27 protein-coding genes are annotated in these 25611 nt (G+C 53.1%); 15 read left to right on the top strand and 12 right to left on the bottom strand.

Features of this window, described 5'->3' with window-relative positions; translation table 11 throughout:
* Positions 1–87: 87 nt before the first annotated feature.
* The 3 genes from C162_RS24055 to C162_RS24045 form a co-directional block, all read right to left on the bottom strand.
* Positions 88–990 (bottom strand): manganese catalase family protein, encoded by a 903-nt coding sequence (locus tag C162_RS24055; protein WP_036698814.1) that lies wholly within the window; start codon positions 988–990, stop codon positions 88–90.
* Positions 991–1064: 74 nt separating this feature from the next.
* The gene (locus C162_RS24050; RefSeq protein WP_036698530.1) at positions 1065–2426 is read right to left on the bottom strand and encodes a metallophosphoesterase; all 1362 of its coding nucleotides are present in this window, start codon (positions 2424–2426) and stop codon (positions 1065–1067) included.
* A 93-nt stretch (positions 2427–2519) separates the two neighbouring features.
* A complete protein-coding gene (locus tag C162_RS24045) occupies positions 2520–3074 on the bottom strand; it encodes a hypothetical protein (RefSeq protein WP_036698528.1) in 555 nt (184 codons plus the stop codon).
* A gap of 158 nt (positions 3075–3232) precedes the next feature.
* Here C162_RS24045 and C162_RS24040 point away from each other — a divergent pair, with 158 nt between their 5' ends.
* From C162_RS24040 to C162_RS24025, 4 genes are all read left to right on the top strand, one after another.
* The gene (locus C162_RS24040) at positions 3233–3808 is read left to right on the top strand and encodes a TetR/AcrR family transcriptional regulator (RefSeq protein ID WP_036698526.1); all 576 of its coding nucleotides are present in this window, start codon (positions 3233–3235) and stop codon (positions 3806–3808) included.
* A 155-nt stretch (positions 3809–3963) separates the two neighbouring features.
* Positions 3964–4626, top strand: a complete 663-nt coding sequence (rnhA, locus tag C162_RS24035; RefSeq protein ID WP_036698524.1) for a ribonuclease H — start codon at positions 3964–3966, stop codon at positions 4624–4626.
* Between the two features lie 71 nt (positions 4627–4697).
* The gene (ung, locus tag C162_RS24030) at positions 4698–5366 is read left to right on the top strand and encodes a uracil-DNA glycosylase (RefSeq protein WP_036698523.1); all 669 of its coding nucleotides are present in this window, start codon (positions 4698–4700) and stop codon (positions 5364–5366) included.
* 31 nt (positions 5367–5397) lie between these two features.
* Positions 5398–5802 carry a hypothetical protein gene (locus C162_RS24025; RefSeq protein ID WP_036698521.1) on the top strand — a complete coding sequence of 135 codons (405 nt, stop codon included), beginning with the start codon at positions 5398–5400 and terminating at the stop codon, positions 5800–5802.
* 79 nt (positions 5803–5881) lie between these two features.
* Here the strand turns inward: C162_RS24025 and C162_RS24020 are convergent, their stop codons facing one another.
* Positions 5882–7018 (bottom strand): AI-2E family transporter, encoded by a 1137-nt coding sequence (locus tag C162_RS24020; protein WP_051493876.1) that lies wholly within the window; start codon positions 7016–7018, stop codon positions 5882–5884.
* A gap of 173 nt (positions 7019–7191) precedes the next feature.
* On the opposite strand from C162_RS24020, the gene C162_RS24015 reads away from it, so the two are divergent.
* Positions 7192–7659, top strand: coding sequence for a general stress protein (locus C162_RS24015; protein WP_036698520.1), 468 nt, complete (start codon positions 7192–7194; stop codon positions 7657–7659).
* 26 nt (positions 7660–7685) lie between these two features.
* On the opposite strand, the gene C162_RS24010 is transcribed toward C162_RS24015, so the two are convergent.
* Entirely contained in the window at positions 7686–8003 is a 318-nt protein-coding gene (locus C162_RS24010; protein ID WP_036698517.1) for a hypothetical protein, read from the bottom strand.
* 388 nt (positions 8004–8391) lie between these two features.
* On the opposite strand from C162_RS24010, the gene C162_RS24005 reads away from it, so the two are divergent.
* The 5 genes from C162_RS24005 (at position 8392) to C162_RS23985 (ending at position 13785) form a co-directional block, all read left to right on the top strand.
* Positions 8392–9153, top strand: coding sequence for a DeoR/GlpR family DNA-binding transcription regulator (locus C162_RS24005; RefSeq protein WP_036698516.1), 762 nt, complete (start codon positions 8392–8394; stop codon positions 9151–9153).
* Positions 9154–9192: 39 nt separating this feature from the next.
* Positions 9193–10104 (top strand): 1-phosphofructokinase, encoded by a 912-nt coding sequence (gene pfkB / locus C162_RS24000; RefSeq protein WP_036698514.1) that lies wholly within the window; start codon positions 9193–9195, stop codon positions 10102–10104.
* Positions 10105–10150: 46 nt separating this feature from the next.
* Complete coding sequence (locus C162_RS23995; protein WP_036698512.1) at positions 10151–12100, top strand: PTS fructose transporter subunit IIABC; 1950 nt, start codon at positions 10151–10153, stop codon at positions 12098–12100.
* Between the two features lie 176 nt (positions 12101–12276).
* Positions 12277–12777 carry a Crp/Fnr family transcriptional regulator gene (locus C162_RS23990; protein ID WP_036698511.1) on the top strand — a complete coding sequence of 167 codons (501 nt, stop codon included), beginning with the start codon at positions 12277–12279 and terminating at the stop codon, positions 12775–12777.
* 321 nt (positions 12778–13098) lie between these two features.
* Positions 13099–13785: a YitT family protein gene (locus C162_RS23985; protein WP_036698508.1), complete on the top strand. Its 687-nt coding sequence runs from the start codon at positions 13099–13101 to the stop codon at positions 13783–13785.
* A 187-nt stretch (positions 13786–13972) separates the two neighbouring features.
* On the opposite strand, the gene C162_RS23980 is transcribed toward C162_RS23985, so the two are convergent.
* The 4 genes from C162_RS23980 to C162_RS23965 form a co-directional block, all read right to left on the bottom strand.
* On the bottom strand, positions 13973–14710 hold the full coding sequence (locus C162_RS23980) for a class I SAM-dependent methyltransferase (protein WP_036698506.1): 738 nt from the start codon (positions 14708–14710) through the stop codon (positions 13973–13975).
* Positions 14711–14788: 78 nt separating this feature from the next.
* Positions 14789–15061: a PQ-loop domain-containing transporter gene (locus C162_RS23975; protein ID WP_036698505.1), complete on the bottom strand. Its 273-nt coding sequence runs from the start codon at positions 15059–15061 to the stop codon at positions 14789–14791.
* A 129-nt stretch (positions 15062–15190) separates the two neighbouring features.
* Positions 15191–15625 carry a MarR family winged helix-turn-helix transcriptional regulator gene (locus C162_RS23970; protein WP_036698504.1) on the bottom strand — a complete coding sequence of 145 codons (435 nt, stop codon included), beginning with the start codon at positions 15623–15625 and terminating at the stop codon, positions 15191–15193.
* A gap of 89 nt (positions 15626–15714) precedes the next feature.
* On the bottom strand, positions 15715–16746 hold the full coding sequence (locus C162_RS23965) for an NADH:flavin oxidoreductase/NADH oxidase (RefSeq protein WP_036698503.1): 1032 nt from the start codon (positions 16744–16746) through the stop codon (positions 15715–15717).
* A gap of 197 nt (positions 16747–16943) precedes the next feature.
* Between C162_RS23965 and C162_RS23960 the strand changes: the two genes are divergently transcribed.
* Together C162_RS23960 and metE are read left to right on the top strand one after the other, a co-directional pair.
* Positions 16944–17804: an undecaprenyl-diphosphate phosphatase gene (locus tag C162_RS23960; protein WP_036698502.1), complete on the top strand. Its 861-nt coding sequence runs from the start codon at positions 16944–16946 to the stop codon at positions 17802–17804.
* A 194-nt stretch (positions 17805–17998) separates the two neighbouring features.
* Complete coding sequence (gene metE, locus C162_RS23955) at positions 17999–20299, top strand: 5-methyltetrahydropteroyltriglutamate--homocysteine S-methyltransferase (protein ID WP_036698501.1); 2301 nt, start codon at positions 17999–18001, stop codon at positions 20297–20299.
* A 189-nt stretch (positions 20300–20488) separates the two neighbouring features.
* On the opposite strand, the gene C162_RS35580 is transcribed toward metE, so the two are convergent.
* Complete coding sequence (locus C162_RS35580; RefSeq protein WP_076154452.1) at positions 20489–20641, bottom strand: DUF1540 domain-containing protein; 153 nt, start codon at positions 20639–20641, stop codon at positions 20489–20491.
* A gap of 372 nt (positions 20642–21013) precedes the next feature.
* Here C162_RS35580 and C162_RS23950 point away from each other — a divergent pair, with 372 nt between their 5' ends.
* Positions 21014–22153 carry a DUF4349 domain-containing protein gene (locus C162_RS23950; RefSeq protein ID WP_051493875.1) on the top strand — a complete coding sequence of 380 codons (1140 nt, stop codon included), beginning with the start codon at positions 21014–21016 and terminating at the stop codon, positions 22151–22153.
* A 192-nt stretch (positions 22154–22345) separates the two neighbouring features.
* Here the strand turns inward: C162_RS23950 and msrA are convergent, their stop codons facing one another.
* Together msrA and C162_RS23940 are read right to left on the bottom strand one after the other, a co-directional pair.
* Positions 22346–23332: a peptide-methionine (S)-S-oxide reductase MsrA gene (gene msrA, locus C162_RS23945; protein WP_051493874.1), complete on the bottom strand. Its 987-nt coding sequence runs from the start codon at positions 23330–23332 to the stop codon at positions 22346–22348.
* Positions 23333–23430: 98 nt separating this feature from the next.
* Positions 23431–24042, bottom strand: a complete 612-nt coding sequence (locus tag C162_RS23940) for a TVP38/TMEM64 family protein (protein WP_036698500.1) — start codon at positions 24040–24042, stop codon at positions 23431–23433.
* 162 nt (positions 24043–24204) lie between these two features.
* Here C162_RS23940 and C162_RS23935 point away from each other — a divergent pair, with 162 nt between their 5' ends.
* Both C162_RS23935 and C162_RS23930 read left to right on the top strand, forming a co-directional pair.
* The gene (locus tag C162_RS23935) at positions 24205–25140 is read left to right on the top strand and encodes a Gfo/Idh/MocA family protein (RefSeq protein WP_036698499.1); all 936 of its coding nucleotides are present in this window, start codon (positions 24205–24207) and stop codon (positions 25138–25140) included.
* A 32-nt stretch (positions 25141–25172) separates the two neighbouring features.
* On the top strand, positions 25173–25499 hold the full coding sequence (locus C162_RS23930; protein WP_036698498.1) for a hypothetical protein: 327 nt from the start codon (positions 25173–25175) through the stop codon (positions 25497–25499).
* Positions 25500–25611: the final 112 nt, after the last annotated feature.

Raw genomic sequence — 25611 nt, 5'->3', positions numbered from 1 at the left:
AAGCGGATGTTCCGGCAGCCAGTTCATGGCTTTCAGGACATCCGCTTCTCTATGGGTGCTATTATTCGCTAGGCTTGGCTCTGGCTGCTAGTCATGAATATTCCCGGCCATTTTCAGCCGTTTGGCAATCTCCTTGAATTCCTCGGCGGAGATGCCCGGTGCGAATTCTTCCTTCAATTCCGGGGCTTCGGGGATAGGGAAGCCTTTCGGTACACCCTGAATGACCTCCAGTGGAAGCCCGTCTTCAGGATGGGTACCCTTCCAGATCTGGTCAATGGAGCTGAAATCCTTATCGCTCCACGTGTAGAGCTTCGTATGGACGCCTTTTTCTTCATACTTCCTGGCTTCATTGAACGCCTTGTTGTCCAGGGAAGGAATCGGCACGAGCTTGGTGACATTGACGCCTGTGGCAATCTCCAGCGCCTTGGCGTAAGCGACTACGTGAACGCCCCCACGGACAAGCAGGAAGCCGACTACCGCCCGGGCTGCAGGGTGGTCGGTCATTTCGTAGACCTTCATTTTATGGGTTCTGGCCCCGCACTCCAGGAAGAAGTTATGCAGCAGATCCTCTACCAGGTTGCCGCTGTTGAACACATTGGCTCCGGTCCATGGATTGCCCATAGAGTCGAATGGCATGGCTCCCTGTGCGCCCGCCAGGAAGTGATAAGACAGCCGTGCGTCTTTGACATCCCCCAGCGGCGTGGAATCCGGCTTCTTATAGGCTGTGGAACCTCTTAGACATTTATTCACGGCGTGGGAGACCAGCTCAACATGGCCCAGTTCCTCGGCGGTAATACTCATCACCAGGTCGTAGAAGGGCTTCAGCTTGTCCTTGGAGCGGAAGTTGAAGGACTGGTACAAATAGTTATTGAGTGTTGACATTTCACCGAATTTGCCACCGAGCAGCTCTTGAACGGCTGCTGCAGCATTAGGATCTGGTTTCTCGACGTCCGGGATTTCAATCATAATCTCATCCATACGTGTGAACATGGTGATCATCATCTCCTCAGCAATAGGTGTAAGCATACGTGTCTATCTTGCACCTATTTCCAGTTCTTCAAACATCACCGCTGAGGAAGCTGGACATGCAGTTCATGATTGCTTTTCGGCTGCTGCGAGGCCATCTTCAGAACATAGCTTCTCGTTCCGCCCGCTGGAGCGTCCTGCCAGAGCCGGTAGCCTGCTGTGGCGGTCAAGGCTGCATTGTCCGTACTTGCAGAGCCTGCAAAGTAATTCTCGTTCAGCCTTCCGACAACGTCAGCCATTTGCTTCAGCTCAGCCTCCGTATAGCTGGCGTAAGCGGGATCTTCAGCCAGATGGGAATAACTCCGGGTGGCAGACCGCTTGCGGAAGTTGGCTTCACTGTAGGCCCTGAAGCCCAGCAGATTCGGATCTGTATTGCCGGTGGCTGTTGCCCATTGCTCCATCCCTAATCTTGCAGTGCTGTAATCCAGAGTCTGACGGGCGGAGGAATAGGTTAAGAGTCCGTATTGATGGGGATAAACGGATAAAGCACTGCTGGCAATGTCATAGATGCGCTCCCCGTCATGACTGTATTCACTGATATCCTGAATGTGTATATGCCCGCTGAGAACCGTCTGCACGCCGCTCTTCATCAAGGCATCTGTAACCTTGGCATGGTCCTCTACAGTGAAGCCCTCCTGAATGAATTCACTGTGGTTCAGCAGGCTGTGATGCATGACCGTCACAAGCTGCGCGCCTGCGGCAGCGGCCTTCGCACCGCAGGCGGCGATCCATTCCAGGGTCCGGTCACTGACCCGGCCCTCCAGCTGGGGATGGCCCAGCGCTTTATTGTCTCCGTACTGTGCAGTATCCAGCATGAGCAGCCATAGCTCCTCCGACGGGGCAGCCAGGTAGCTGAGCGAATCTTCGTCTCTCAGCAGGGCCTCATCATAACCGAAGCTGCCATAGATTTTGCGGAACGCTGTGGCGCTCACGGAATCTGTGGCGTATTGGCGCTTATCGCGGAAGCTCCGGGCCCAGGGATTCCGGATATCATGATTGCCCGGGATCACATAGATCCGGGTTCCGGTGTCTTGCTCAATGCGCTTCAGATGTCCGGCCAGCTCCTTATGGCTGGCTTCTTCCCCGTTGTTGCTGAGATCCCCGCTGATAATCACCACATCCGGCTTGCGGATTCCGATATCATAGCCCAGAGCCTCCATCATCTCCTTGCTGTAGCCGAGCTGCTTGCCGTCACCGGCAGCCAGAAACTGCTGGAAGGCAGGCCCGAGATCTCTAAGCTCCTGCGCTAAATAATGGGTATCGCTCGTTGTCAGGATACTCAGATCATGACCGGACTGAATCCGGTATTGCGGCTCCGTCTCGGCCGCATCCTGTCCGTTACAGGAGGAGAGCATCAGGAGCAGAAGAGGAAGGATAGCATACTTACGGATGAATTTCATTAGGCCAGCACCTCTTTTCCAGGGTAACAATGCAAAAAAAGGGTGTTCTCCCCGGCTGATTGCCCGAAGAGAAACACCCCGCACCCTGCCGCATTATTTTTTCACTTCAGTGACGCCGGTTACCTTCCCTTGATCTGCTGCGGAATAGGTAGCCTGGTATTTGTCATCGGAGAAATAGACATTGCCTTCAATGGTGGCATTCACGACAGCGAAGCCGTCAGCCTCCACATAGACATCACCCACAAACGTCCCTCCCTGAATCCGGGCATTCTCACTGCGGATCGTCAATTTCGGAGCGGTGAGCTTGAAGGAGTTCGTGATGTTGTGATCAGCATCCTGGGTATAGAGCGCGATTTTGCGGGCAGGCTCTTCCTTATGGATGAACTGTCCGTCGAGCACAAGCTCCTCGGAGAAGCTCAGGTCCTTCAGTGTAGCTGCAATCCAGGTGCCGTCTTTGCTGATCGCCTTCTTGAAGGCTTCTCCGTTATCGACTACCGAAGCCGAAGTGACCGCATCCGGTGCAGCGGTAGCCGCCGTATTGCCCGCGTTCTCTGCTGTGCCGGTGTTCCCTGCATTTTTGTTTGCGTTGCCGCAGCCAATGAGCAGGGTCAGGGTGAATGCCGCAAGTATTACTGCGAACTTTCTCATGTGATAACCTCCTTGGGGTGTGAAATGCTGATGGTATTTTCCTTAAAATTAATATAGAATGATTGGTACGGAATCGATGTGATCTAGTTAACAAGGCTACAATAATATTTACCGATCGTTCTATAAATGGTAAAATAGACCGCGAAAGGAGCATGATCATGGCGCGTAGCAAAGAGTTTGACATTGATGATGTATTGCTCAAGGCAATGACGATTTTCTGGCAGCAGGGCTATGAGAAGACCTCCATGCAGGATCTTGTAACCGGTATGGGAATTCATAAGCGAAGCATGTATGACACCTTTGGAGACAAGCATACCTTATATATAAAAGCGCTGGAGCGCTTTGCATCCCTTCAAAGCTCCCGGATGGAGAGCCGGATCGAGGGTATCACCTCCGCCAAGGCAGCCATCCGTCTATTATTCGAAGCCATAATTCACAGAAGTGAAGAGGAGCCGAAGGGCTGCATGCTGGTGAATACGGCAGTGGAGCTGTCGGGTCATGATCCGGAAGCTGCTGGCCGGGCGAATGAGGCTTTTCTGAATACAGAGAGATTAATTGAGCGGCTGATCCTGCATGGTCAGGAGACCGGAGAGCTATCCTCCCGGCATGCGGCCCCGGCGCTTGCTGCTTATCTGCATAATGCCCTGGTAGGTCTGCGGGTTATGGTCAAGGCAACACAGGATACAAGCAAGCTCCAGACCATTGCTGATACTACGCTTGCTGTGCTGGACTAAGCTGCCGTATTAGTATGAACGCGCCTGCCGGTAATTATCCAACATATATTCGGCCGGCAGCAGGTGTACGAGTGTAATCAGGCTTCAATATGAACGCGGTATGCATTACAATATGAATCTGGATAAGGTTACACCGGCAGGAGGGAGCAATAGGAATGGCGAAACAGAAATACTACGTAGTATGGGAAGGTAAGAAGCCTGGAGTCTACAATACATGGGCGGAATGCCAAGCGCAGACGGATCATTATACTGGAGCGAAATATAAGTCCTATGAGAGCAAGGCGGCGGCTGACACAGCCTTCAAGGCAGGCTGGAAGGGCAACTGGGGAACAGGTGCGGCATCAGGAGCATCCGGCAAAAGCAAGTCAGGCAAGACTTGGAGCCGCAGTGCCAGCGTGGAGACGTCTGAGGAGATCGATTATGATAGCATCTCCGTGGATGTAGGCACCCGGGGCAATCCCGGACCGGTCGAATACAAAGGCGTGGATACCCAGACCGGGGATGTGATTTTCTCCTGCGGTCCGATCCGTAAAGGGACTAATAACCTCGGAGAGTTCCTGGCGATTGTGCATGCGCTGGCTCATCTTAAGCAGGAGGGCAGCAGCAAGACAGTCTATAGTGATTCTGTCAATGCAATGAAATGGGTCAAGCAGAAAAAGGTAGCCACGACCTTGCCCCGCGATGCCTCCACGGAGGAGATCTGGCAACTGATTGACCGGGCGGAGAGCTGGCTGCGGAACCATACCTATGATAACAAGGTGCTGAAATGGCAGACGAAGTCATGGGGCGAAATCAAAGCGGACTATGGCCGCAAATAAGTTCCTGTTATTCTGGTTAATAACAGGTAATGAAACAATACTAATAGCAGGGGAATTGGGAGGAGAACAGGATGTTTGGCAACGATTGGGATGAAGTGCTGCAGGAAGAGACGCAGAAGCCTTACTTTGAGGAATTGCGCTATGCCCTGGCACGCGAGTACAAGCAGTATACAGTCTATCCCCCGAAGGACAAGCTGTTCTCGGCGCTGAAGCTGACGCCTTACAGTAAGACCCGGGTAGTCATTCTTGGACAGGACCCGTATCACGGCGCAGGACAGGCCCATGGCCTTAGCTTCTCGGTCGAGCCGGGTGTAAGGATTCCGCCGTCTTTGCGGAACATCTACGCTGAGCTGCATAGTGATCTCGGTCTAGAGGTGCCGGGTCACGGATCGCTGCTGCACTGGGCGGAAGAGGGCGTGCTGATGCTCAATGCCGTACTGACAGTACGTGAGGGCCAGCCGAATTCGCATAAGGGGCTGGGCTGGGAGACCTTCACGGATGCCATTATGGCGAAGCTGAACGAACGGACTGAACCGATGGTATTCATCCTGTGGGGCAGTCATGCCCAGCTCAAGGGCGCGGTCGTGGACCGCAGCAGACATAAGGTGATCCAGTCTCCGCACCCGAGCCCGTTCTCTGCACACCGCGGATTTCTCGGCAGCCGCCCCTTCTCTCAGGCCAACCAGTATCTGGAGCAGCATGGGCTTAAGGGCATTGACTGGTCCATACCGAAGGTATAAGTAGTTCAGGCACAGGGAAGGGCGTGGAGCCATGAAGCATTGGGTTGGCAGACCGGTCATTATGTACTGCGGTGAGCAGCCATATACGATCATGAAAGGCGTTCTGCGCAGATGGGATCTTGCAGCTTCGGTAGCCGTCATCGGGCATCAGGAGATTGCTGTCCCTTTCCGCGATATTGTGTACATCAAAGCCCTGGCTCCCAAAGAGAGGGCTTTGCCCCCGTTTCTCCATTCGGTCGGCTATATCATGAGAGAACGTCTGCAGTTTGATAATGCCGTCTATTTCAAATCAGCGGTTACCGTCTGGAAAGGGGACCAGCTGGTGGCGTTCAATGCGACGATCATCGCACATACCAAAGGCTCCGTGACGCTGCATGGCGGGCAGAACCTGCCTAAGGGCAACCATACTTTTGTGGTCCGCTCGCTGCGGGGCTGAAGTCTGAATACATCCAGGCGTGTACATTGAAAAGCCCTCCGGCGCGGAGATCATCTGCGCCGGAGGGCTTTTTGTCCAACTATAGCTGATCGTCCTTGACAATCTCGATCTCAATCCCTGGCGGAGCACCGGACTCAGGGACGGGTTGATCCACCCGTTCGGCGACAATGATCTCGTAAATGCGCAGGAAGATGATTTTGATAATCATATAGACCGGAAGCGCAATGAGGACGCCGATCAGGCCGTAGAAGTCGCCCCCCACAAGTACAAGCAGCACCGTGGTCAGCGGATGCACGTCCAGCGACTTGCCGTAGATGACCGGAGACAGCACGTTATCCTGAATCTGCTGCGCGATCAGAATGACGACGGCTGACCAAATCGCGAGTGAAGGCGATTCGATGAACCCCACGATAATCACCGGAACCGCCGCCAGCAGCGAGCCCACATAAGGAATGAAATTTAGCGGGATGGAGATCAAGGCGAGCAGCAGGGAATAGGGCAGACCGATCAGCAAAAATCCGATATACAGCAAGATGCCGAGCACCACATTAAGCAGGACGCGCGTAACGATGAAGCCGCTGAGTGCAGAGTCGATATCCTTGAACATCTCCTGGCCTTCCTTGCGGTACTTTCTCGGGATCAGGCCCTGAAGAATCGGAGACAGCTTGTTGCCGTCCTTCAGCATATAGTAGAGAATGATCGGCAGGGTGGCGATTACCACGACAATACTGGAGATCACTGCGATCAGATTAGACATTGAATTCGTTACCCAGGTAATGACATTGTTCAGATACTCCGTCAGGCGTGTGGTCACATCTGTATCACCCTTGAAGAAGCGGGAGAGCGACGGATCATTCTGGAGCTTGTTGAACTGATTCTGTATACCCTCGACCAGATATGGCGTATTGTCGATGAAGTTCTGGATCTGCTCACGCAGTGTAGGCCAGACCAGTACCCAGAATAGGACGAACAGTCCGGCGAACACAAGATAGATCAGCAGCACGGACAGCCCGCGGTTTACATTTTTGGTACCCAGATAGTTGACGATCGGCCGCAGCAGATAATACATGAAGCCCGACAGCATCATCGGTACGAGTAATAGTTGAATAATAGATACCAGCGGTGTGAACAGAAAAATGACCTTAGAGCCCAGGTACAGGATCGTCAAAAAGGCGATAATGGCCAGGCAGGTCCGGAAATACTTGCTTTGAAGCATAGGCAGTCCCCCCAATCTCTTAAGTTATGTTTATATTTATGTATACGTATCTTTATAACCGAATTAGAAGAGATTGATTCACGGCCGGCAGTAGCCGTTGCTGTTAGCGGAGTTCAAGGCAGGTTCAACCCCCAGGCAGGGTGGTAATATCGCAGTAACAGGAGGGATGCCGCATGCCAACATTGGTATTGGGGATTTTTGGACACCGGAGTGATGCGGTGCTGGCGATCGGGGAATTGAAGGAGAACGGAATCAAGGCGAAGCATATCTCAGCCGTCACGAAGCAGAAGAACACGCTGGAGACCATCAGCCAGGATGCCGGAATCGGGGATGTGGAGACAGGGCAGGGGAATAAAGGCTTGTTCGGCACAGCCCGCGGACTGGGGGTAGGTCTGGATATGGTGTCCGATTCAGCGGTCGCAGCAGGTCCGGCAGCCCGCAAGCTGGCAGGAGCGGATCTGGAGACAGACGGGCTTGAGGTCAGCCTGATCGGGATGGGAATTCCGCAAGAAGATGCGCAGGCGTATGCGAAGCATGCCGATCTGGAGCATATTATTGTCATTATCCTTCTGCCCGAAGAGGAGCTGCAGGAGAAGGTGCAGGCCATATTTGCGAAGCATGAGGTCATATCTTTGAAGTAAATGACGGGTTTGGACAAAATAAACGTTCAACGCAGCCGGCGGGACTTTCGTCTGGCTGCTTTTTTTTTGCGGTTTTGCACGAACAACACCGGGTCGATGTCTGTAGCTACCTTCCCGCCTGTTTCCTTGGTGACCTGCTTGGCTTTTACCAGAGAGAAAAAAGCAAACAGTTCCCCGAGCACACCGAAGCCGGCAGCAATAATCGCATAATCCTCTGCACTAAGCTCCTCTGTTTCAACAGGGCCGTTACTGCCTCCCGCTCCGTGGCCGTTAATGCCGCTGCTACTGCCGTTCCCGCCGTTCCCGCCCGCGCTGCCATATCCGTTGTTATTGTAATAGGCCATCTCCTGTTCACCCGCTTTTCCCCATATGTAATATAAATATGTTGCTCGCTGCCATTGTGAAATGGGCAATCGGGAGGTAATTTGCCGAAACAGATGATATAGTGACAGGCTGAAATGAGCAGAAATGAGCAGGGAATGATCCGATTCTTAAAGCAGCGGTGAATTCGGTTGGAATAACTGGGTTAAACTCATGATTTTATGGCGAAAAATAAGCAGAGAAAGCCTCTTTACAGTTCATGAAAACGCTGTTACAATCATAAATGAGCACAAATGATCAACATCGATCACAAATGATTTAGGTCCAGTCATCTTTTCTTTCAATTCAGTAGTTACTGTATATATAGGAATCCGGCAGCGGGTAGCTGCACATCCTAAAGGAGTGAGCTGCATGTTTGAAGAAGAACGCAAACGGATGATTCTGCTGTTTGTCGAGAAGCATACAAGAGCCTCGGTTCAAGAGCTGGGCCAGGAGCTGTCCGTCTCGGAATCGACCATCCGCCGGGACCTCAAAGAGCTGGAGGAAGCGCGGCTGCTGAAGCGTACGCATGGCGGGGCAGTGTCCCTGCAGAGTGTGAATTTTGAAGCGGCGGTTTCAGACAAGGAAGACCGGTTTCTGGAGGAGAAGCTGCGGATTGCCGGGAAGGCTGTGGAGATGATTGAGGATGGCGATGCCATTCTCCTTGACGGCGGTACCACCACCCTGCAGATTGCCCGGGCGCTGAAATCGTTCCGTAATCTCAAGGTCATTACCAACTCGATCATGGCGCTGAACGAGCTGAAGGACTGCCGTCATATTGAGGTGTCCATTACAGGCGGGATGCTAAGGCCGGACACTATGGCTTTTGTCGGGCCGATGACTGAACGTTCGCTGGACATGGTACGGGTGGATAAGGCTTTCCTTGGCACCAACGGGCTGGATATCCGCGAAGGGATTACGACGCCGAATATGCTGGAAGCGGCCACGAAGCGCAAAATGATCGCAGTAGCGAAGCAGACGATCCTGCTGGCCGACCACAGCAAAATCGGGCAGATATCCTTCTGTAAGGTCGCAGATCTGCAGGAGATGGACCACTGCATTCTGGATACGGGGATACCGGATAGCTTCCGGAGACAGCTTGAGAAGCTGGATGTGGATTATACACTGGTGTGATGGGATGGGAAGACAAACATTATAAATGAGGGATGAATGATGATCTATACGGTGACACTCAATCCTTCCGTCGATTATATCGTGGAGGTAGAAGAGTTAACATTAGGCGGACTCAACCGGATGAAGCGGGATATGAAGCTGCCTGGCGGCAAGGGCATTAACGTATCCCGTGTACTGAAGCAGCTGGGCGTTGAGAATACGGCCACGGGATTTCTTGGCGGCTTCACCGGAGGCTACATTGACACCTGGCTGGGCCAGGAAGGGATATCCCGCGACTTCGTTCCTATTGCGGACGATACCCGGATCAATATCAAGCTTAAGGCAGGCCAGGAGACGGAGATTAACGGTGCTGGTCCTGTCATTACGGAGACCGAGACGGCTTCGCTGCTGCACAAGCTGGAAGCCCTGAAGCCGGGTGACATTGTGATTCTGTCAGGCAGCACGCCACCTTCGCTGGGCGGAGATTTCTACAGCAGGCTGATTGCAGTATGCAAGCAGAAGGGCGCGGAGTTTGTTATTGATACGACCGGGCAGGCCTTGCAGGACGCATTATCCCAGGGACCGCTGCTGGTCAAGCCGAATCACCATGAGCTGGCAGAGCTGTTCGGTGTTCAGATCAGTACCCGGGAGGAGATTATCACTTACGGACGCAAGTTGCTTACGGGCGGCGCCAAGCATGTGCTGGTCTCCATGGCTGGAAAGGGCGCATTGTTCATTACAGGGCAAGAGGTCTACCATGCCAGCGCTCCTAAGGGCCAGGTGAGGAATTCAGTAGGTGCGGGAGATTCGATGATTGCCGGATTCGTTGGCACCTTGTCGCTGACAGGGAATGTGCTGGAAGCCTTCCGTGCCGGTGTGGCATCAGGAAGTGCCACAGCATTCTCCGATGATCTGGCAGACCGGGCATTGATTGAAGAGCTTCGTCCGCTTATTGCCATATCTCAGCTATGAATAACAGAGGTAAGAGGTTCAAGTACATTCGGGGAGTTGAGATTAGATGAAAATTACAGATTTAATGATACAGGAAACGATGATTATGGAGCTGCAGGCTACCACGAAGGAAGGGGCCATTGACGAGCTGATTGCCAGTCTCGCGGCCAGCGGACGCATCACGGATGCGAAGCTGTTCAAAGAGAAGATTCTGGAGCGTGAAGCCCAGTCCAGCACAGGCATCGGCGGAGGCATTGCCATGCCGCATGCCAAGACCAAGGCCGTTAAGGAAGCCACGGTGGTATTTGCGAAGAGCAGCGCCGGAATTGATTTTGCCTCCTTGGATGAAGCCCCGGCCCATATATTCTTCATGATTGCCGCGCCGGACGGAGCTGGAAATATGCACCTGCGAACACTCGCTGCACTGTCCAGGTTGCTCATTGAAAGCGAATTCATCGAACAGCTCATGGGTGCCAAGACACCTGCCGAGGTGTCCGCCTTATTCGATGCCAAGCAAGCGGAGGCTGAGGCCCAGGCAGAAGCGGAAGCCAAGGCAGCGGAAGTGAAGGCTGCTCCGAAGGCAGCCGCACCGCAAGCTGAACCGGCACGGATCATTACCGGGAACCCGGATTCACAGAGCTTCGTAGTTGCTGTAACAGCCTGTCCCACTGGAATCGCCCATACTTACATGGCCGAGGATGCCCTCAAGAAAAAGGCCAAGGAGATGGGCATTAATATCCGCGTTGAAACCAACGGCTCGGAGGGTGCGCAGAATGTGCTGACTGCAGACGAAATCGCCCGGGCCAGCGGGGTCATTATTGCCGCTGATAAAAATGTAGAGATGGAGCGCTTCAGCGGCAAACCAGTGCTTCAGCGTCCGGTTAGCGACGGTATCCGCAAGTCAGAGGAACTGATCCGGATCGCAGTTGCAGGAGATGCGCCTATCTACCGCGGCTCTGGACGCAGTGACGAAGGGGCAGCGCCTGTAAAGTCCGGTTCTATTGGAAGCAAAATTTACAAAGACCTGATGAACGGCATCTCGCATATGCTGCCGTTCGTAGTCGGTGGAGGTATTCTGCTGGCGATCTCCTTCCTGATTGAACAGGTGGCCAGTCCCGACAATCCGCTGGTTAAGCTGCTGCAGAGCATTGGCGGCGGTGACGGAGCCTTCCACTTCCTGATTCCGATCCTGGCCGGATTTATCGCGATGAGCATCGGCGACCGGCCTGCGCTTATGCCAGGTATGGTCGGCGGTCTAATGGCACTCAACTCCAATTCAGGCTTCCTCGGCGGTCTGGCGGCAGGGTTCCTGGCTGGTTACGTTGTGGTTATGCTCCGCAGAGCCTTCTCGGGCCTGCCGCGCACACTGGACGGACTGAAGCCGATTCTGCTCTATCCCGTATTCAGTCTGCTGATTACCGGCGCGATTATGTTCTTCCTGTTCGATCCGTTATTCAGCTGGATCAATGGGGGACTGACCGATGTGCTTAATAATCTGGGCACAGGCAACAAGATTCTGCTGGGCTTGGTGCTTGGCGGAATGATGGCCATTGATATGGGCGGCCCGTTCAACAAAGCAGCTTATACCTTTGCCATCGGCGTGTTTACGTCCAGCGGCAATACGAACGGAATGATGATGGCCGCAGTCATGGCTGGAGGGATGGTACCTCCGCTGGCGATTGCCCTGGCCACCTCATTCTTCAAGAATAAATTCACGGAGACCGAACGTAAATCCGGTGTAACCAACTATGTGCTGGGCTTATCCTTCATCACCGAAGGAGCCATTCCATTCGCTGCGGCTGATCCGCTGCGGGTGCTTACCTCCTGTATCCTGGGCTCTGCCGTAGCCGGCGGACTTACCCAGCTGTGGAACCTCAACGTTCCCGCACCGCATGGCGGTGTGTTCGTAGCCTTCCTGTCCAGCAATGCCGCGCTGTTCCTGTTATCTGTGCTGATCGGCTCCGTGATTTCCGGGCTGATCCTTGGGCTCTGGAAGAAGCCGATTGAAGCGAAATAACCTATTTTACCTTTCCCTGAAACCGCCTGGGAGCAGAGACCATTCTCTGCCCCCGGGCGGTTTCTTTACCATTGAACTCGTGAATAATGGCTGTTTTACGCTTGCCCCTCCATTTTGGTGTCTTATTTCGGTATAATTAACAATAGATATACAGAGAAGGCAAAGGAGAATGCGAAATGATTTTGCACAGAGGTGAGGTCTTATTCCGCCAGGGAGACGGCGGCCAGAACCTGTTCAAGGTGAAGAGCGGACTCTTCAAGGTCACGAGACTGCATGAGAACGGGAACATGGTACTATTCAACCTGTTATATCCGGGAGAGACTGTTCCGCATCATTCCCTCATTTCGCCGAAGGAGGCGCATGGAACCGCAGTGGCAATGATGAAAAGTGAGGTAGAGCTGATTCCGGCTGCAGAATGGTACCGGGAGCTGAAGGAGAAGCCTGAGAAGGTGATGGAGATCGCCCTTTTGCTTCAGGAGAAGGTGCGGTTCATGCAGACGAGGCTTGATCATCTCACTGTTGGGACGCCGGGGGAGCGGATGGCTCTGCTGACCCGCTGGCTGACCGAATATTCTCATGGCGCACAGCTCACAGATCTGCTGACACAGGAAGAGATCGGACAATTGATCGGCGTCCGCCGCGAGACCGTCAACCGTCTGCTGAGAAATCAGGGCTGATTGCTTATTTTTGATGGAAACTGTTTAGAGTGGCCCTTCCGCGTGGTATAATCTATTCAGAACATATCAAACTAAAGAAAGGATCAGGATACCATGTGTCCCCGAAGGACGATTCCCCAAAGGACGATTTGGAAACGTTATGATCTGTCTTATACTTAGCTTCCCTGTAGAATGTGCGCGAACCGTTGTTCATTGACGAAGCCGCTTCTGCGAAGGGAAGGGAGTATTGTATGCGAAGGAGCAACATCTCCTCAGGTATAACCCATCGTAGAGGCTGGCACGAACGTCTAGCCGCCATATACGATAAGGGGAGACCGAGTAATGAGGAAACAAGACAGTGGCATGAGTTTGCCGCTCCGGTTAGCCATTATTTTGACCGGAACACTATTGCTTGCATTTACGTATTATCACATTAATTATCAGAACCACTTGACCGAAGGCGGATTCGTAGGATTGTCGCTGCTCGGCAAGTATGTACTGGGGATTTCACCATCACTAAGCATCCTGATTTTGGACATTCCGGTACTCATCATCGCAATCATTTTCAAAGGAAAATCATTCGTAGTGAACACCTTCATATCCGTAGTGGCCTTCACGGTATTCTACGGGCTGATGGAACGCTATTCCGGCTGGGTTATTGACCTGCAGGATAACTTGCCCGTTGCGGCATTGTTGTCCGGGGTATTGACAGGTCTGGGCGCAGGAATGGTCCTGCTGGGCGGCGGGGCGAGCGGCGGGGACGATATTTTGTCCGTGCTGATCAGTGAATGGAAAGGTATTAAGGTAGGAACCGTATTTATCCTGATGGATGTAATCGTTCTGGCTTTTTCCCTCTTCTATATGCCGTTAAGAGAAACGCTGTATACGGTGATGGCTGTAGTTGTAGCCGGTTATGTAATCACTTTTACAACCTCTCTAGGCAGACGGAAGCTGGTTCAGGCACCTAAGATTCCGTCCGCACTTGCCAAGACTCAGGAAGGCACAGTGAATGTGAATAATGCAATGTGAACTCCGTGAACCACGGGGATGATAAAAGGTCAGCGGACTACCGTCCGGCTGGTCTTTTTTTTGTGATTTTTTTAAAATATAAGAATATATATGTTTCACACGATAATTTATCCTTCTATTTCTCGCTGAAACGGTACCGTCTTTAAAAGGACGGCAAAGCCGTTTCTACTTGTGAAATAAGGTCCGGCTATTCCTGCTTCACCGCTGACAGCAACAGGAACATCGGACGCCGCGTCTCCTCCTGCCAGGCCGGATTCTTCTCCAGCATCTCAGGGGTCGGCTGCAGCTCAGATAGCTGTTTCAAGCCGAAGCCTGATTCGAGCAGTGTACCCAGATAGGTGGCGGTGGTCCGGTGGTATTTTGCAACCTTGTATTCGAGAAAATCAGCCAACCTTAGCCCTTCCAGATGATAGTTGTCTACGGGCCAATGCTGCTTCTCCCCGTCCGGACTGTAATGCCAATCCTGCGCGGCGAGCGCGGTGAAGATCGGATGCTCTACAGAGAAGACGAAGGCTCCCCCGGGCTTCAGGCAATGCCGGACCTGGCGGCAGAGGCTGCCGAAATCTTCAATATAGTGGATCGCCAGCGAGCTGATTACGGTATCAAATTGTTCTGCCCCGAATGCGGCATCCTCAATCGCGAGCTGGAGATACTCAATCTTCGGGTCGTCCGTCATCGCACGGGCACGTTCCAGCATATTGGCGGAGAGATCTATGCCTACGACGGAAGCCGCCCCTTGCTCCCGGGCATACCGGCAATGCCAGCCGAACCCGCAGCCCAGATCAAGCACCCGCTGGCCCGCCAGATCAGGCAGCAGGGTACGGAAGACCTCCCATTCTCCGGCAGCCTCCAGTCCGCCCGTAGAGCGGGGCATCTGGCTGTAATTCGCAAAAAAACCCGCGTCGTCATACTTATTTTGCTTCATTCACTGAACCTCCTACATCCATTTGTTACAGAAAGTATAACGCAGATTGGACAGAGGTGCAGCCTTAAGAGTACTTTGTTACCCTTCTGGACGGTAGCGGATAATCAGCAGGACAACCGTTGTTACAACGGCCAGTGACAAGGTATTGGTGATCAGAAAAGCAAGTCCGACCCCCTGCGCGGCCAGGTTAACCGCATAAGCCTCCATTAGAAGGATGCCCAGCAGCATCAGCAGATAAGCTTTCAGACTGAGATCTGCAACCGAACGGGTCCTGAAGATCTGCACAATCTGCGGAATCCAGCCTACCGCGAGAATGAGACCGCCAACCAGCTGCATAGCTGTGAATAACATACGTTGCACCCCGCTATTCTTATATTCTTAATAGTATGGTGTATGCTCAGGGGGAGAGGGAGGTTCAGACAAAAACCCGCCGCCCTTCGGGAGGGACGGCGGGTTCACCCGGCGGGCGTCTGCCCGGGTCTAGGATTGCTTCAGCTGGATAAGCTGCTCCAGCAGCTGCTGCGTGTCGTCTACAGGAAAGGCTTCCTGCAGCACTTCATTAACGGTCTGCTTCGCCCGGTCAACCTTGTCTTGACCAATAGCAGTCAGGGACGTATAGATGCTTCTGCGGTCTGCCTCGCAAGACTTGCGCTCCAGCGCTCCGCAGCCCTTGGCTTCGAAGCGGCTGACCAGCCGGGACACAGCACTCTGGCTAAGTCCGACCATCGATTCCAGCTGTTGGAGCTTCAGCTTTTGCTCAGGGGCTTCGGACAGAAACAGTAATACGTAGAATTCCTTAAGCGATAACTCATAGTTCTCGGTCAGCTTCGCTTCAAGGACTGCGGCCACCTTCATCTGTATCAGAGAGAGTGATAACCAGCTGTTAATCAGATCATTTGAAGGGGGGTTAGTCATGTCTTCCATCCTCCCGGTGTGTACCTGTAATGAAAAGTAGTTGTTATACAGTATACCATCACCATAGGCAAGCTGCTGACGAATTCTCCTTAACGCGGGAATCCAAAAGCATACTGCTTAGGGATATCTGCGTCTTTGCGCAGCGCCACACTGGCTTCCAGCGTCCAGTAAGGATTACGGAGCATTCCCCGGCCCACTGCCACCAGGTCAGCTTCTTCATTGCCGATGACGGCATTGGCAAGAACCGCTTCATCCAACCGGCCGACAGCAATCACCGGTACGTTCAGCTCCTGGCGGATGGTTCTTGCCAACGGTAACTGATAGGCTGCATGGTTGCCCGGTCCATTCTCTGCGTCAACTGCTCCCTCACCGCCTGAACTGATATGGAAAATATCGGCCCCTGCTTCCATATAAGCTCTGCTGATCTCCAGACCCTCTTGAAGACCGTAGCCGCCTTCCACATATTCTCTGGCGGAAATCCGCATGATTAGCGGCATATCCTCAGGCATCACGCTCTTGGCGGCAGCGATAACCTCCCGGCCGAACAAGGTCAGATCCAGTCCGTACTCATCAGTCCGCTGGTTGGTCAGCGGCGAGTGGAACTGGTGAATCAGATAGCCATGGGCGCCGTGCAGCTCAATAGTGTCGAACCCGGCCTGAACCGCACGCTCTACGCCCCGTTTGAATTTCTGGACCATGTCTTTAACCTCCTCTGTCGTCAAGGCATGGGGAGTCTTGGACTTGCCGTCAAAAGGAATAGCAGATGAGGAGACGGGAACCTTGGCATCCTCCGCCTTGCGACCGGCATGGGCCACCTGAATTCCAATTTTGGCTCCATGGGCATGACTGGCTTCCACAATCCGCGCCAGCGCAGGAATCTGCTCATCAGACCAGAGGCCCAGATCATAATCGGTAATCCGGCCGTCCGGGTCCACATCAGCCATCTCGACAATGATCAGTCCGGTGCCGCCGACAGCGCGGCTTACATAGTGGTTGTAATGCCAGTCGTTAGCGATTCCATCTTTATTGGTAACTGAATATTGGCACATGGGCGGCATAACAACCCGGTTCTTCAATTTTAAGCTTTTATACTCATAGGGGGTGAACAGATCTTTCGTCATCCTTCTCGCTCCTTCGGTTTGCTTGGGATAGTTAATTATAAATGCATGCGCATGCATATAAATATAAAGCGTACCTTCCGTCCTGTCAAGTCAGCGTTATGAATTAAAATTTGCAATACTGCAAGGGACTTGTAAGTTTCAGAAATAGCTGTGTGAGTTTACAATTATTATATTGAAAACAATAAAGGGGGATCGCCATGGAGCTGCTGACCATTGTGAAAGCAATCATCCTGGGAATTGTGGAAGGGCTGACCGAATTTGCTCCGGTATCCTCGACAGGCCATATGATCATCGTTGATGATATGTGGCTTACATCGCAGGAGTTCCTGGGGAAGTATACGGCCAACTCCTTCAAGGTAGTGATTCAATTAGGCTCCATTCTTGCGGTCGTCATTATTTTCCGTAACCGGTTCATTGATCTGCTGGGCTTCGGGAAGCTCAGCCGCAAGGACTTGGCCGTAGTGCCGGAAGGGCAGCGGCAGGCTCCGGCGGAAGGACGGTTGAAGCTGACACATATCCTTGTCGGATTGCTACCGGCCGGAATCTTTGGATTTCTGCTGGAGGATTACATCGATGAGCATCTGTTCTCTACCTTTACTGTGCTGATTGGACTTGTGGTTGGAGCGTTATTTATGATCTGTGCCGACCGTTTTGCGCCTGCGAATGCCCGGACTGAGAGTGTGGATCAAATTACATATAGGCAGGCGCTATCAGTCGGATTGATCCAATGTATCTCCCTGTGGCCGGGCTTCTCGCGGTCGGGCTCGACGATATCCGGCGGGGTTCTGCTGGGTATGAGCCATCGTGCGGCAGCCGACTTCACCTTCATCATGGCGGTGCCGATTATGGCTGGGGCGAGCCTGATTTCACTGCTGAAGAACTGGCAGTATTTTACGCTGGATGCCTTGCCGTTCTTCATTGCCGGGTTCATCAGTGCCTTCGTATTCGCACTGGTATCGATGCGTTTCTTCCTGAAGCTGATTAACCGGATTAAGCTGCTGCCCTTCGCGATCTACCGGATTGTACTTGCGGGTGTGGTCTATCTGATCTGGTTTTGATTTCGTCGTGACCCAATGTCTAAGCTGCTCCTTGATCATGGGGGGCGGCTTTTTTTGGCGTTCTGCTATAGGGAATCTGTATAGCCGGATTGCTTGGAATCTGTTGCGGGGCGCGGGAGGCGTGCAGTAAGATGGCATCAGATTAAGGCTTGGAGACAAAAGCGACAGACAATTATACAGAGGAGTGGACACCTATGAGTAAAGGAATCAAGACAAGCAGCCTCGGTTATCCGAGAATCGGGAAGAATCGTGAATGGAAGAAATTATTGGAGGCTTATTGGGCCGGGAAACTCGATGAGCAGAGCTTCCGCTCGCAGATGGAGGATATTCAGCTTCAGCATCTTCAGACCCAGCAGCAGGCCGGAATTGATCTGATTCCGGTGGGCGATTTCACCTTCTATGACCATGTGCTGGATACCGCCGCCATGTTCGGAATCGTACCGGCGCGTTATGGATATAAGGGCGGAGAGATTCCGCTGGATCTGTATTTTGCAATGGCGCGCGGCAATGCAGAGGCCCCGGCCTGCGAGATGACCAAATGGTTCAATACGAATTACCATTACATTGTGCCTGAGATCGGCAGCCTGTCCCCGGTATTGACAGCGAATAAACCGCTGGAGGCTTACCGCTTCGCCAAGGAGCGGGCAGGCATTGAGGGCAAGCCGGTTATAGTCGGACTGTATACCTTCCTGAAGCTGTCCAAGGGCTTCCCGGCAGCAGACATCGCCGCCGTTGCCGCACGCTTCCTCCCGCTGTATGTCCAGCTGCTGCAGGAGTTGCAGGCGGAAGGAGTAGCCTGGGTACAGATCGATGAACCGGCGATTGTTACCGGCTTAACGGCTGAGGATACCGCACTGCTCCAGAACATTTACAGTGAGATTGCTGCTGCCGTACCAGGACTGAACCTGATGCTGCAGACGTACTTCGAAGCTGCGGAGCCGCTTGAAGCACTTCTGGCGCTGCCTGTGCAGGGTCTAGGTCTTGACTTCGTGCATGACGGCGGCAAGAATCTGGAGTCGGTTGCACGCCTGGGCTGGCCGCAGGATAAGGTACTCGGCGCCGGTATCCTTGACGGACGCAACATCTGGCGCGCCGATACCGATGCCAAGCTGGAGCTGGTAGCGAAGCTGCTGACCTATGTGCCCCAGGAGCAGCTGATTCTCCAGCCTGCCTCAAGCCTGCTGCATGTGCCTGTAACGGTTGAGGGCGAGGTCAAGCTGAAGGCTGCGGTCAAGAATGCCTTGGCATTCGCCAATGAGAAGCTGGCCGAGCTGGTTCTGATTGCGGCAGCCGTGAACGAAGGAAGAGGGCGTTATGCCGCTGAGCTGGAGCGCAGCCGTGAGGTGCTGGCCGTATTCCGTGCCCTGCCGGAGCGCGGGCGTGAGGATGTAGCGGAGCAGGTGCGTGCCCTTGCCCAGCTGCCGGACCACCGCAGTCTTCCGTTCGCCGAACGTGTGAAGGTACAGCAGGAGAAGTGGCGTCTGCCGCTGCTGCCGACCACGACCATCGGCAGCTTCCCGCAGACGGCTGAAGTCCGCCAGGCCCGTCTGAAATGGCGCAAGGGAGTCTGGAACCAGGAGCGTTATGACTTGTTCATCAAGCGGCAGATCGCTGAAGCCATTACGCTTCAGGAGGAGCTTGGTCTGGATGTGCTGGTTCACGGGGAATTCGAGCGTACGGATATGGTGGAATTCTTCGGGGAGAAACTGGCGGGCTATCTGTTCACCGCAGGCGGCTGGGTTCAGTCGTATGGCTCACGCTGCGTGAAGCCTCCAGTAATCTATGCCGATGTTGCCTTTATAGAGCCGATGACCGTCAAGGAGAGTGTGTATGCCCAGTCACTGACGAAGCTGCCTGTTAAGGGAATGCTGACCGGACCGGTCACGATCCTGAACTGGTCCTTTGTCCGCGATGATCTCAGCCGGGAAGCGGTGGCGGGACAAATCGCCCTCGCCCTGCGTCATGAAGTATCCGCACTTGAGGAGGCTGGTATCGAGATGATTCAGGTCGATGAGCCGGCGATCCGCGAAGGTCTGCCGCTGAAAGCGAGAGATCATGAGTATTACCTGAACTGGGCGGTGAAATCCTTCCGGACCGCGACGAATCATGTCAAGGCCACTACACAGGTGCATACGCATATGTGCTACAGTGAATTTAATGACATGATCGGTTCGATCTCGGCGATGGATGCGGATGTCATCTCCATTGAGACCTCGCGCAGCCATGGTGAGCTGATCGTCAGCTTCGAGGAGCAGGAATACGACAAGGGGATTGGACTGGGTGTGTATGATATCCACAGTCCGCGTGTACCGGTGGTAGAGGAGATGACTTCGGCCATCGAACGTGCGCTGCGCGTGCTGGATGTCCAGCAGTTCTGGATTAATCCCGACTGCGGACTGAAGACACGGGGCTGGGAAGAGACCACAGGCGCACTGCGCAATATGGTGAAGGCGGCGGTACTGGTAAGAGAGCAGCACGGCGCAGTGACCCGTTAAATGGCGGAGCTGTTCCGCTTAAGATTCTTAGATTTGCACAGAAAAACCACTGCAAGCGGGAGAGTACAGTCTCCGGCCCGCAGTGGTTTTGTTTTAAAGGAAACACTTGATAATAATTCTCATTCTTGATAGAATGAGAAAAGAAAGAAGGAACCTGTGGAGGGCTCCTTCATATTCTGCAATGATTCATTATTTACTTTCGAAGGTTTTGCAATCTGTTTCCTCAGATTGTGTAGGCTGCTTGGAGCTGTGGTAAGCAACGAAGATGGAATCAGCGTTGCATTTGTTCTCTTCAGCCCAGTAGGTGCAAGAATTAACTGCGCACAATACGTCTTTTGCCATGAGGGTTCACCTCCTCTTGTAGTAGTAGGCAACATAAATCGGCAAGAAATCAATTGCAGCTGCCCGGGCAAGGTGGAGCTTGTCCGAATAGCGCCATAACCTTATTCTATGCGAATAGGGTTTTTGGTGTTTTTTTGCCGTTTTATCATCGTAATTGTAACAAATAAAGAGTTATTACGCAAACAGGACCACACAGGGCAATTCATCGCTGAATGGTCTTTTTTGTTATTTTCCGTAAATGACTGCAACCTTCCAGCTTTTGGAACGTCAAGAGGGATAGGCGCGGAACGGACCGATACAGATAACGGCCTTTCGCTACAGAAGCTGAAACACCGTAAGCAGTATACAATTACACTTTATGGAGGAATGAGCATGCGAAAATGGGGTCTGCATTACTTATTGTATCTAGTGGTTGTAGCCTTAGTTCTGGCGGGATGTGGCGCGTCGAGTAATAATTCAGATTCGGCAGCGAATACAGAAAGCGCGTTCAGAAATGAAGCAGCATCAGACGGATCAGCGGAGAGTGCGCCTGCTGCGGTAGAGGGTAAGAAGGATAGTCTAGCTAACACGGCGATGGCTGTCAATGATCAGGCTGCAGTGAAGGGCGGCGGCGGAAATTCGGCACTCCCTGGGACGGATGCTGGGCAAGGAGCAGATGCTTCTGCCGGATTCACCGGCACCGATGTGGTGGCAGGGCTGAACAAGAAGCTGATCTACAAGGCGAACCTCAATATGGAGGTAAGCGACTACGGGGCAGCCCAGACCGAAGTGCGGAATATGGTTACTCTGGCCGGCGGCTACATTATCGAATTCTCAGAGAATATGTCTGAATATGAACAGGGCGGAACCTTTATCCTGAAAGTGCCTGCGGCGGGCTTCTCACCGTTCCTGAACAATCTGGAGAAGATTAAGCATGAGAAGCTCCAGAGAAGCATACAGGGGCAGGATGTGTCGGAGGAATATGTGGACCTGGAGTCACGCCTTAAGGCGAAGCAGATGATGGAGGCACAGTATATTGATTTTATGAAAAAAGCGACCAAACCGGCTGATCTCGTCCAGTTCGCCAACCAGCTTGGGGAAATCCAGGAGCAAATCGAACAGATCAAGGGCAGAATGCGGTATATCGATCAGAACGTATCGTTCTCTACAGTGGAGCTTCGCCTCTACCAGACTGAGAAGAGTCTTGCCCTTACACAGACTAATTCCGAAGGGCCGCTGGGTGAACGGGCTTCGGAAGCGCTTAAGAGCAGCATGAAGGCGTTGTCTGTGATGTTCCAGTGGCTTGTTGTTGTATTGGCGGCCGCGCTCCCCGTCCTGCTGGTAGCTGGAGTCGTGGTGGCACTGGTGCTCTGGTTACGGAAAAGCTTCAAGCGGCGGCAACCTGCACATCCTGAACAGGCACGCCTGGGCAGCAACCGTCTGCCGGACCGGGAAGCGCAGCCTCATTCTGAAGCGGCACCTCTAGCACCGGCCGCACCGGAAGAGGAGAATACGGATAAGCAGAACAAATAGAATAAAGCCTCCATACCCGTGAATCCGGGCTGGAGGCTTTGTTCTTGGCCGAATGTATGCGGAAAACAACATACATTGTGCTGATGCGCAGGCGTGTGGCCCGAATGTATGCGGAAAACAGCATACATTCGGGCCACAGGTAAGTTATGCAATATATGAAGCTATAGCTTGAGGCAAGCCGGATCTCCAGCCTTAAGCATGCTGGAAGAGCACGCGATACTCGCCGTAGCCTTCCTTTTCCAGATCCTCTTTGGGAACAAAGCGCAGAGCTGCCGAGTTGATACAGTACCGCAGTCCATTCGCACCTGGGCCGTCATTGAACACATGGCCCAAGTGGGAATCTGCTGTCTTGCTGCGTACCTCGGTGCGGATCATGAGGTGGCTGAGATCGCTTTTCTCCTTGACCGCGTAGTCCCGGATCGGACGCGTGAAGCTCGGCCAGCCGCAGCCGGAATCATACTTGTCCTCTGAGCTGAACAGCGGCTCCCCGGAGACAATATCCACATAGATCCCGTCCCCATGGTGATCCCAGAATTCGTTGCGGAACGGAGATTCCGTTGCGCTGTTCTGTGTCACTTCATATTGAAGCGGAGTCAGGCGCTCCTTCAGGCTCTGCGGGTCCTCCTTGTGCGTCCAGTGGGCTTCGATGAACGCTTCCCGGCCCGAGCCCTTGCGGTAACGCTTGTAATGGCCGGGATTCTTGTGATGATAGCCCTGATGATATTCTTCAGCGGGATAGAAGGGCTTAGCCGGAAGAATAGGCGTCACAATGGGAGCGGAGAATCGTCCGCTGGCCTGAAGGGCCGCCTTGGAAGCCTCTGCCTGCTGGCGCTGCTCCTCCGAATGGGTGAAGATGGCCGTTCCGTACGAGGTGCCGCGGTCATGGAATTGCCCTCCGGCATCGGTGGGGTCAATCTGCTGCCAGAACAGCTCAAGCAGCTTGCTATATGGGAAAATATCCGGATTGAACGTAATTTGCACCGCCTCAACATGTCCGGTCGTTTCCGAGCATACTTCCTCGTAGGTCGGATTCACGGTATGTCCGCCTGTATAGCCGGATATAATCTTGACAATGCCGGGAAGCTCTTCAAAAGGGGATACCATACACCAGAAGCATCCACCGGCGAAGGTGGCTTGCTCGGTCTTGAAATTTATAGAATCAGCTTGAAATTCACTCATTGTTATCCCTCCATCTGTAGAATGCAATTAAATAGATCACAATTTAATTATAAATCAAATAGAGGCTTACTGCCAGCATACCAGAAATTCTTGAAGCGTTAGCGGCTCGCAGTAGGACGGCGGCGCATGGACAATCCGGCCACAGCCAGTACGGCAATATACACGATTATAGCTACAGCCGCACTTCGCGGGTGCTGGAACATCTGTCCTCCGAGGAAGGCGTAGAGGGCGATGCCGGGGATTTTGCCAAGTGCGGTGGCTCCAAGATAGCTCCAGAAAGGCAGTCCGGCGGCACCGGCGTAGATATTCACAGCCATCTGCGGGATAAACGGTGCCAGCCGGGCAATCACTACGGATGCAAAAGGACGCTGCTCCACAGCGGACACAAATCTGTCCAGCGCCGAAATTCTGCTTAGATAGGCCATAGATTTGCTCCGGAACATGGATGCAACGACTCCATAGACAAGGGCTGCCGCTATTGTAGTTGCACTCCAGCAGATTAACGCTCCTGCGAAGCTTCCATAAGCATATCCGAACAGACCGATAATCAGCTTATAGGGCAGGACCGGAAACAAGGCCAGCACTGTGGCGGCGAGCATGGACAAATACAAAGGATGATCCTCTCTAAGCCAGGCCAGAAGTTCATACCTGTAGATAAACGCGAGGATTATGCACGAAACATATAGAATAACCGTTAGCCATTTTCTCATTATACTATGCCCCTTCTTCACTCCATCCATTTCATCATACTGAAAAAAAAGCAATTAATGCAATTATTGAAGCAAAGATCATTGTTCCCGCAGCATGACACGGTATAATACATCTATAAGGGAATAGAAATTCCCCCGAGTATGTAAGGAGAGATGCTGTTAATGAAACTACCTGTCCGCAAAAGAGTGGCAATGATCGGCATTGGCGATATTGCCCGTAAAGTCTATTTGCCGCTGCTCTCCCGGCATGATCAGGCCGAGGTGGTGGGTGTGCTCAGCCATTCCTCTGCTACGGTCGAGCGGGCAGTTCAGGCTTATCGCCTTCAGCGGGGCACAACCGAGCTTACGGAGCTGCTGTCCTGGGATCTGGATGCTGTGTTCATACATAGTCCAACAACTACGCACTATGAGCTGGTTACCTCTTGCCTGAAGCATGGGGTGTCCGTGTATGTGGACAAGCCGCTCTCCTATGATCTTGAGGAATCCCGCCGGATGGCAGAGCTTGCTGAGAACAAGGGGCTGCTGCTGGGGGTGGGCTTCAACCGCCGCTATGCCCCAATGTATGTTGCCGCCAAATCCTGGCTGCATAAGGCCGGAGGCATCAGTCAATCCACCGCAGTCAAACACCGTACGAAGCTGCAGCAGGGCAGCAGCCATGAGACGATCCATGATGACCTGATCCATATGCTGGATCTGCTGCTCTGGCTGTCCGGCGGAGATTATGAGCTGCTGCACAGCAGCCTGAGGGCGGATGCGGAGGGACGGCTTCTGCAGGCTTCGGGAATGCTGGGTTGGGAGAACGGCACCACCGGCCATTACAGCATGGTCCGGGATGCCGGGGCTGATCTGGAGAAGCTGGAGCTGCACGGACATGGCAGATCGGTTGAGGTGACGGATATGGAACGGGTTATATTATATGAGCAGGGCTCGTTGCCGCGCACGCAGAACTTCGGCAGCTGGGATACCGTGCTGGAGCGCAGAGGCTTCAGCGGAACGGTCAGCCATTATCTCAGTAATATAGCGACACCGGAGCAGTGCGGGATTTCCGCTTCGGCTGTATTGCCGAGCCATGAATTAGCAGCAAGACTAAGCCGCTGAGCAGTCAGAATCGCAGCAGAGAGGAGAACAACATGGAGGATTACGACAACAAGTCGATGGAAGAGCGGATCATCGAGAGCTATAAGCGGGACGAGGAAATGATGATTCTCGTATTTGCCCAGTGGTGTGTGAATAATAAGCTGGACCCGCATGCCCTGTATCTGCAGGCTTATCCGCAGCAGGAGGGCAATCAGGCGCTGGCCAATGCGCTGGCCCTGACGGTATCCGCAGAGGAGGCGGGGTTCATCTCCGATGATACGGTGCTGGGTGTACTCTCTCTCTATAGCAACGATGATCTTGCCTATGTGGTTACAGAGGCCATCCAGCTTAGACGCAAGGCAGAAGACACCAAAGATTGAGAGTGGAAATATAATAATAGTGGTTAATGAACTTTTTTTTGGCAAACGATGTTCATTCCAGAATAAATGTGGTAAAATTATATATACTAACTAATTGTAAGCTTCATAAGTG

This window comes from Paenibacillus sp. FSL R7-269, from assembly GCF_000517865.1.
Taxonomy (GTDB): domain Bacteria; phylum Bacillota; class Bacilli; order Paenibacillales; family Paenibacillaceae; genus Paenibacillus_AQ.
Note: the sequence above shows the minus strand (reverse complement) of the source record. Positions and strands in the feature narration are given on the sequence as shown.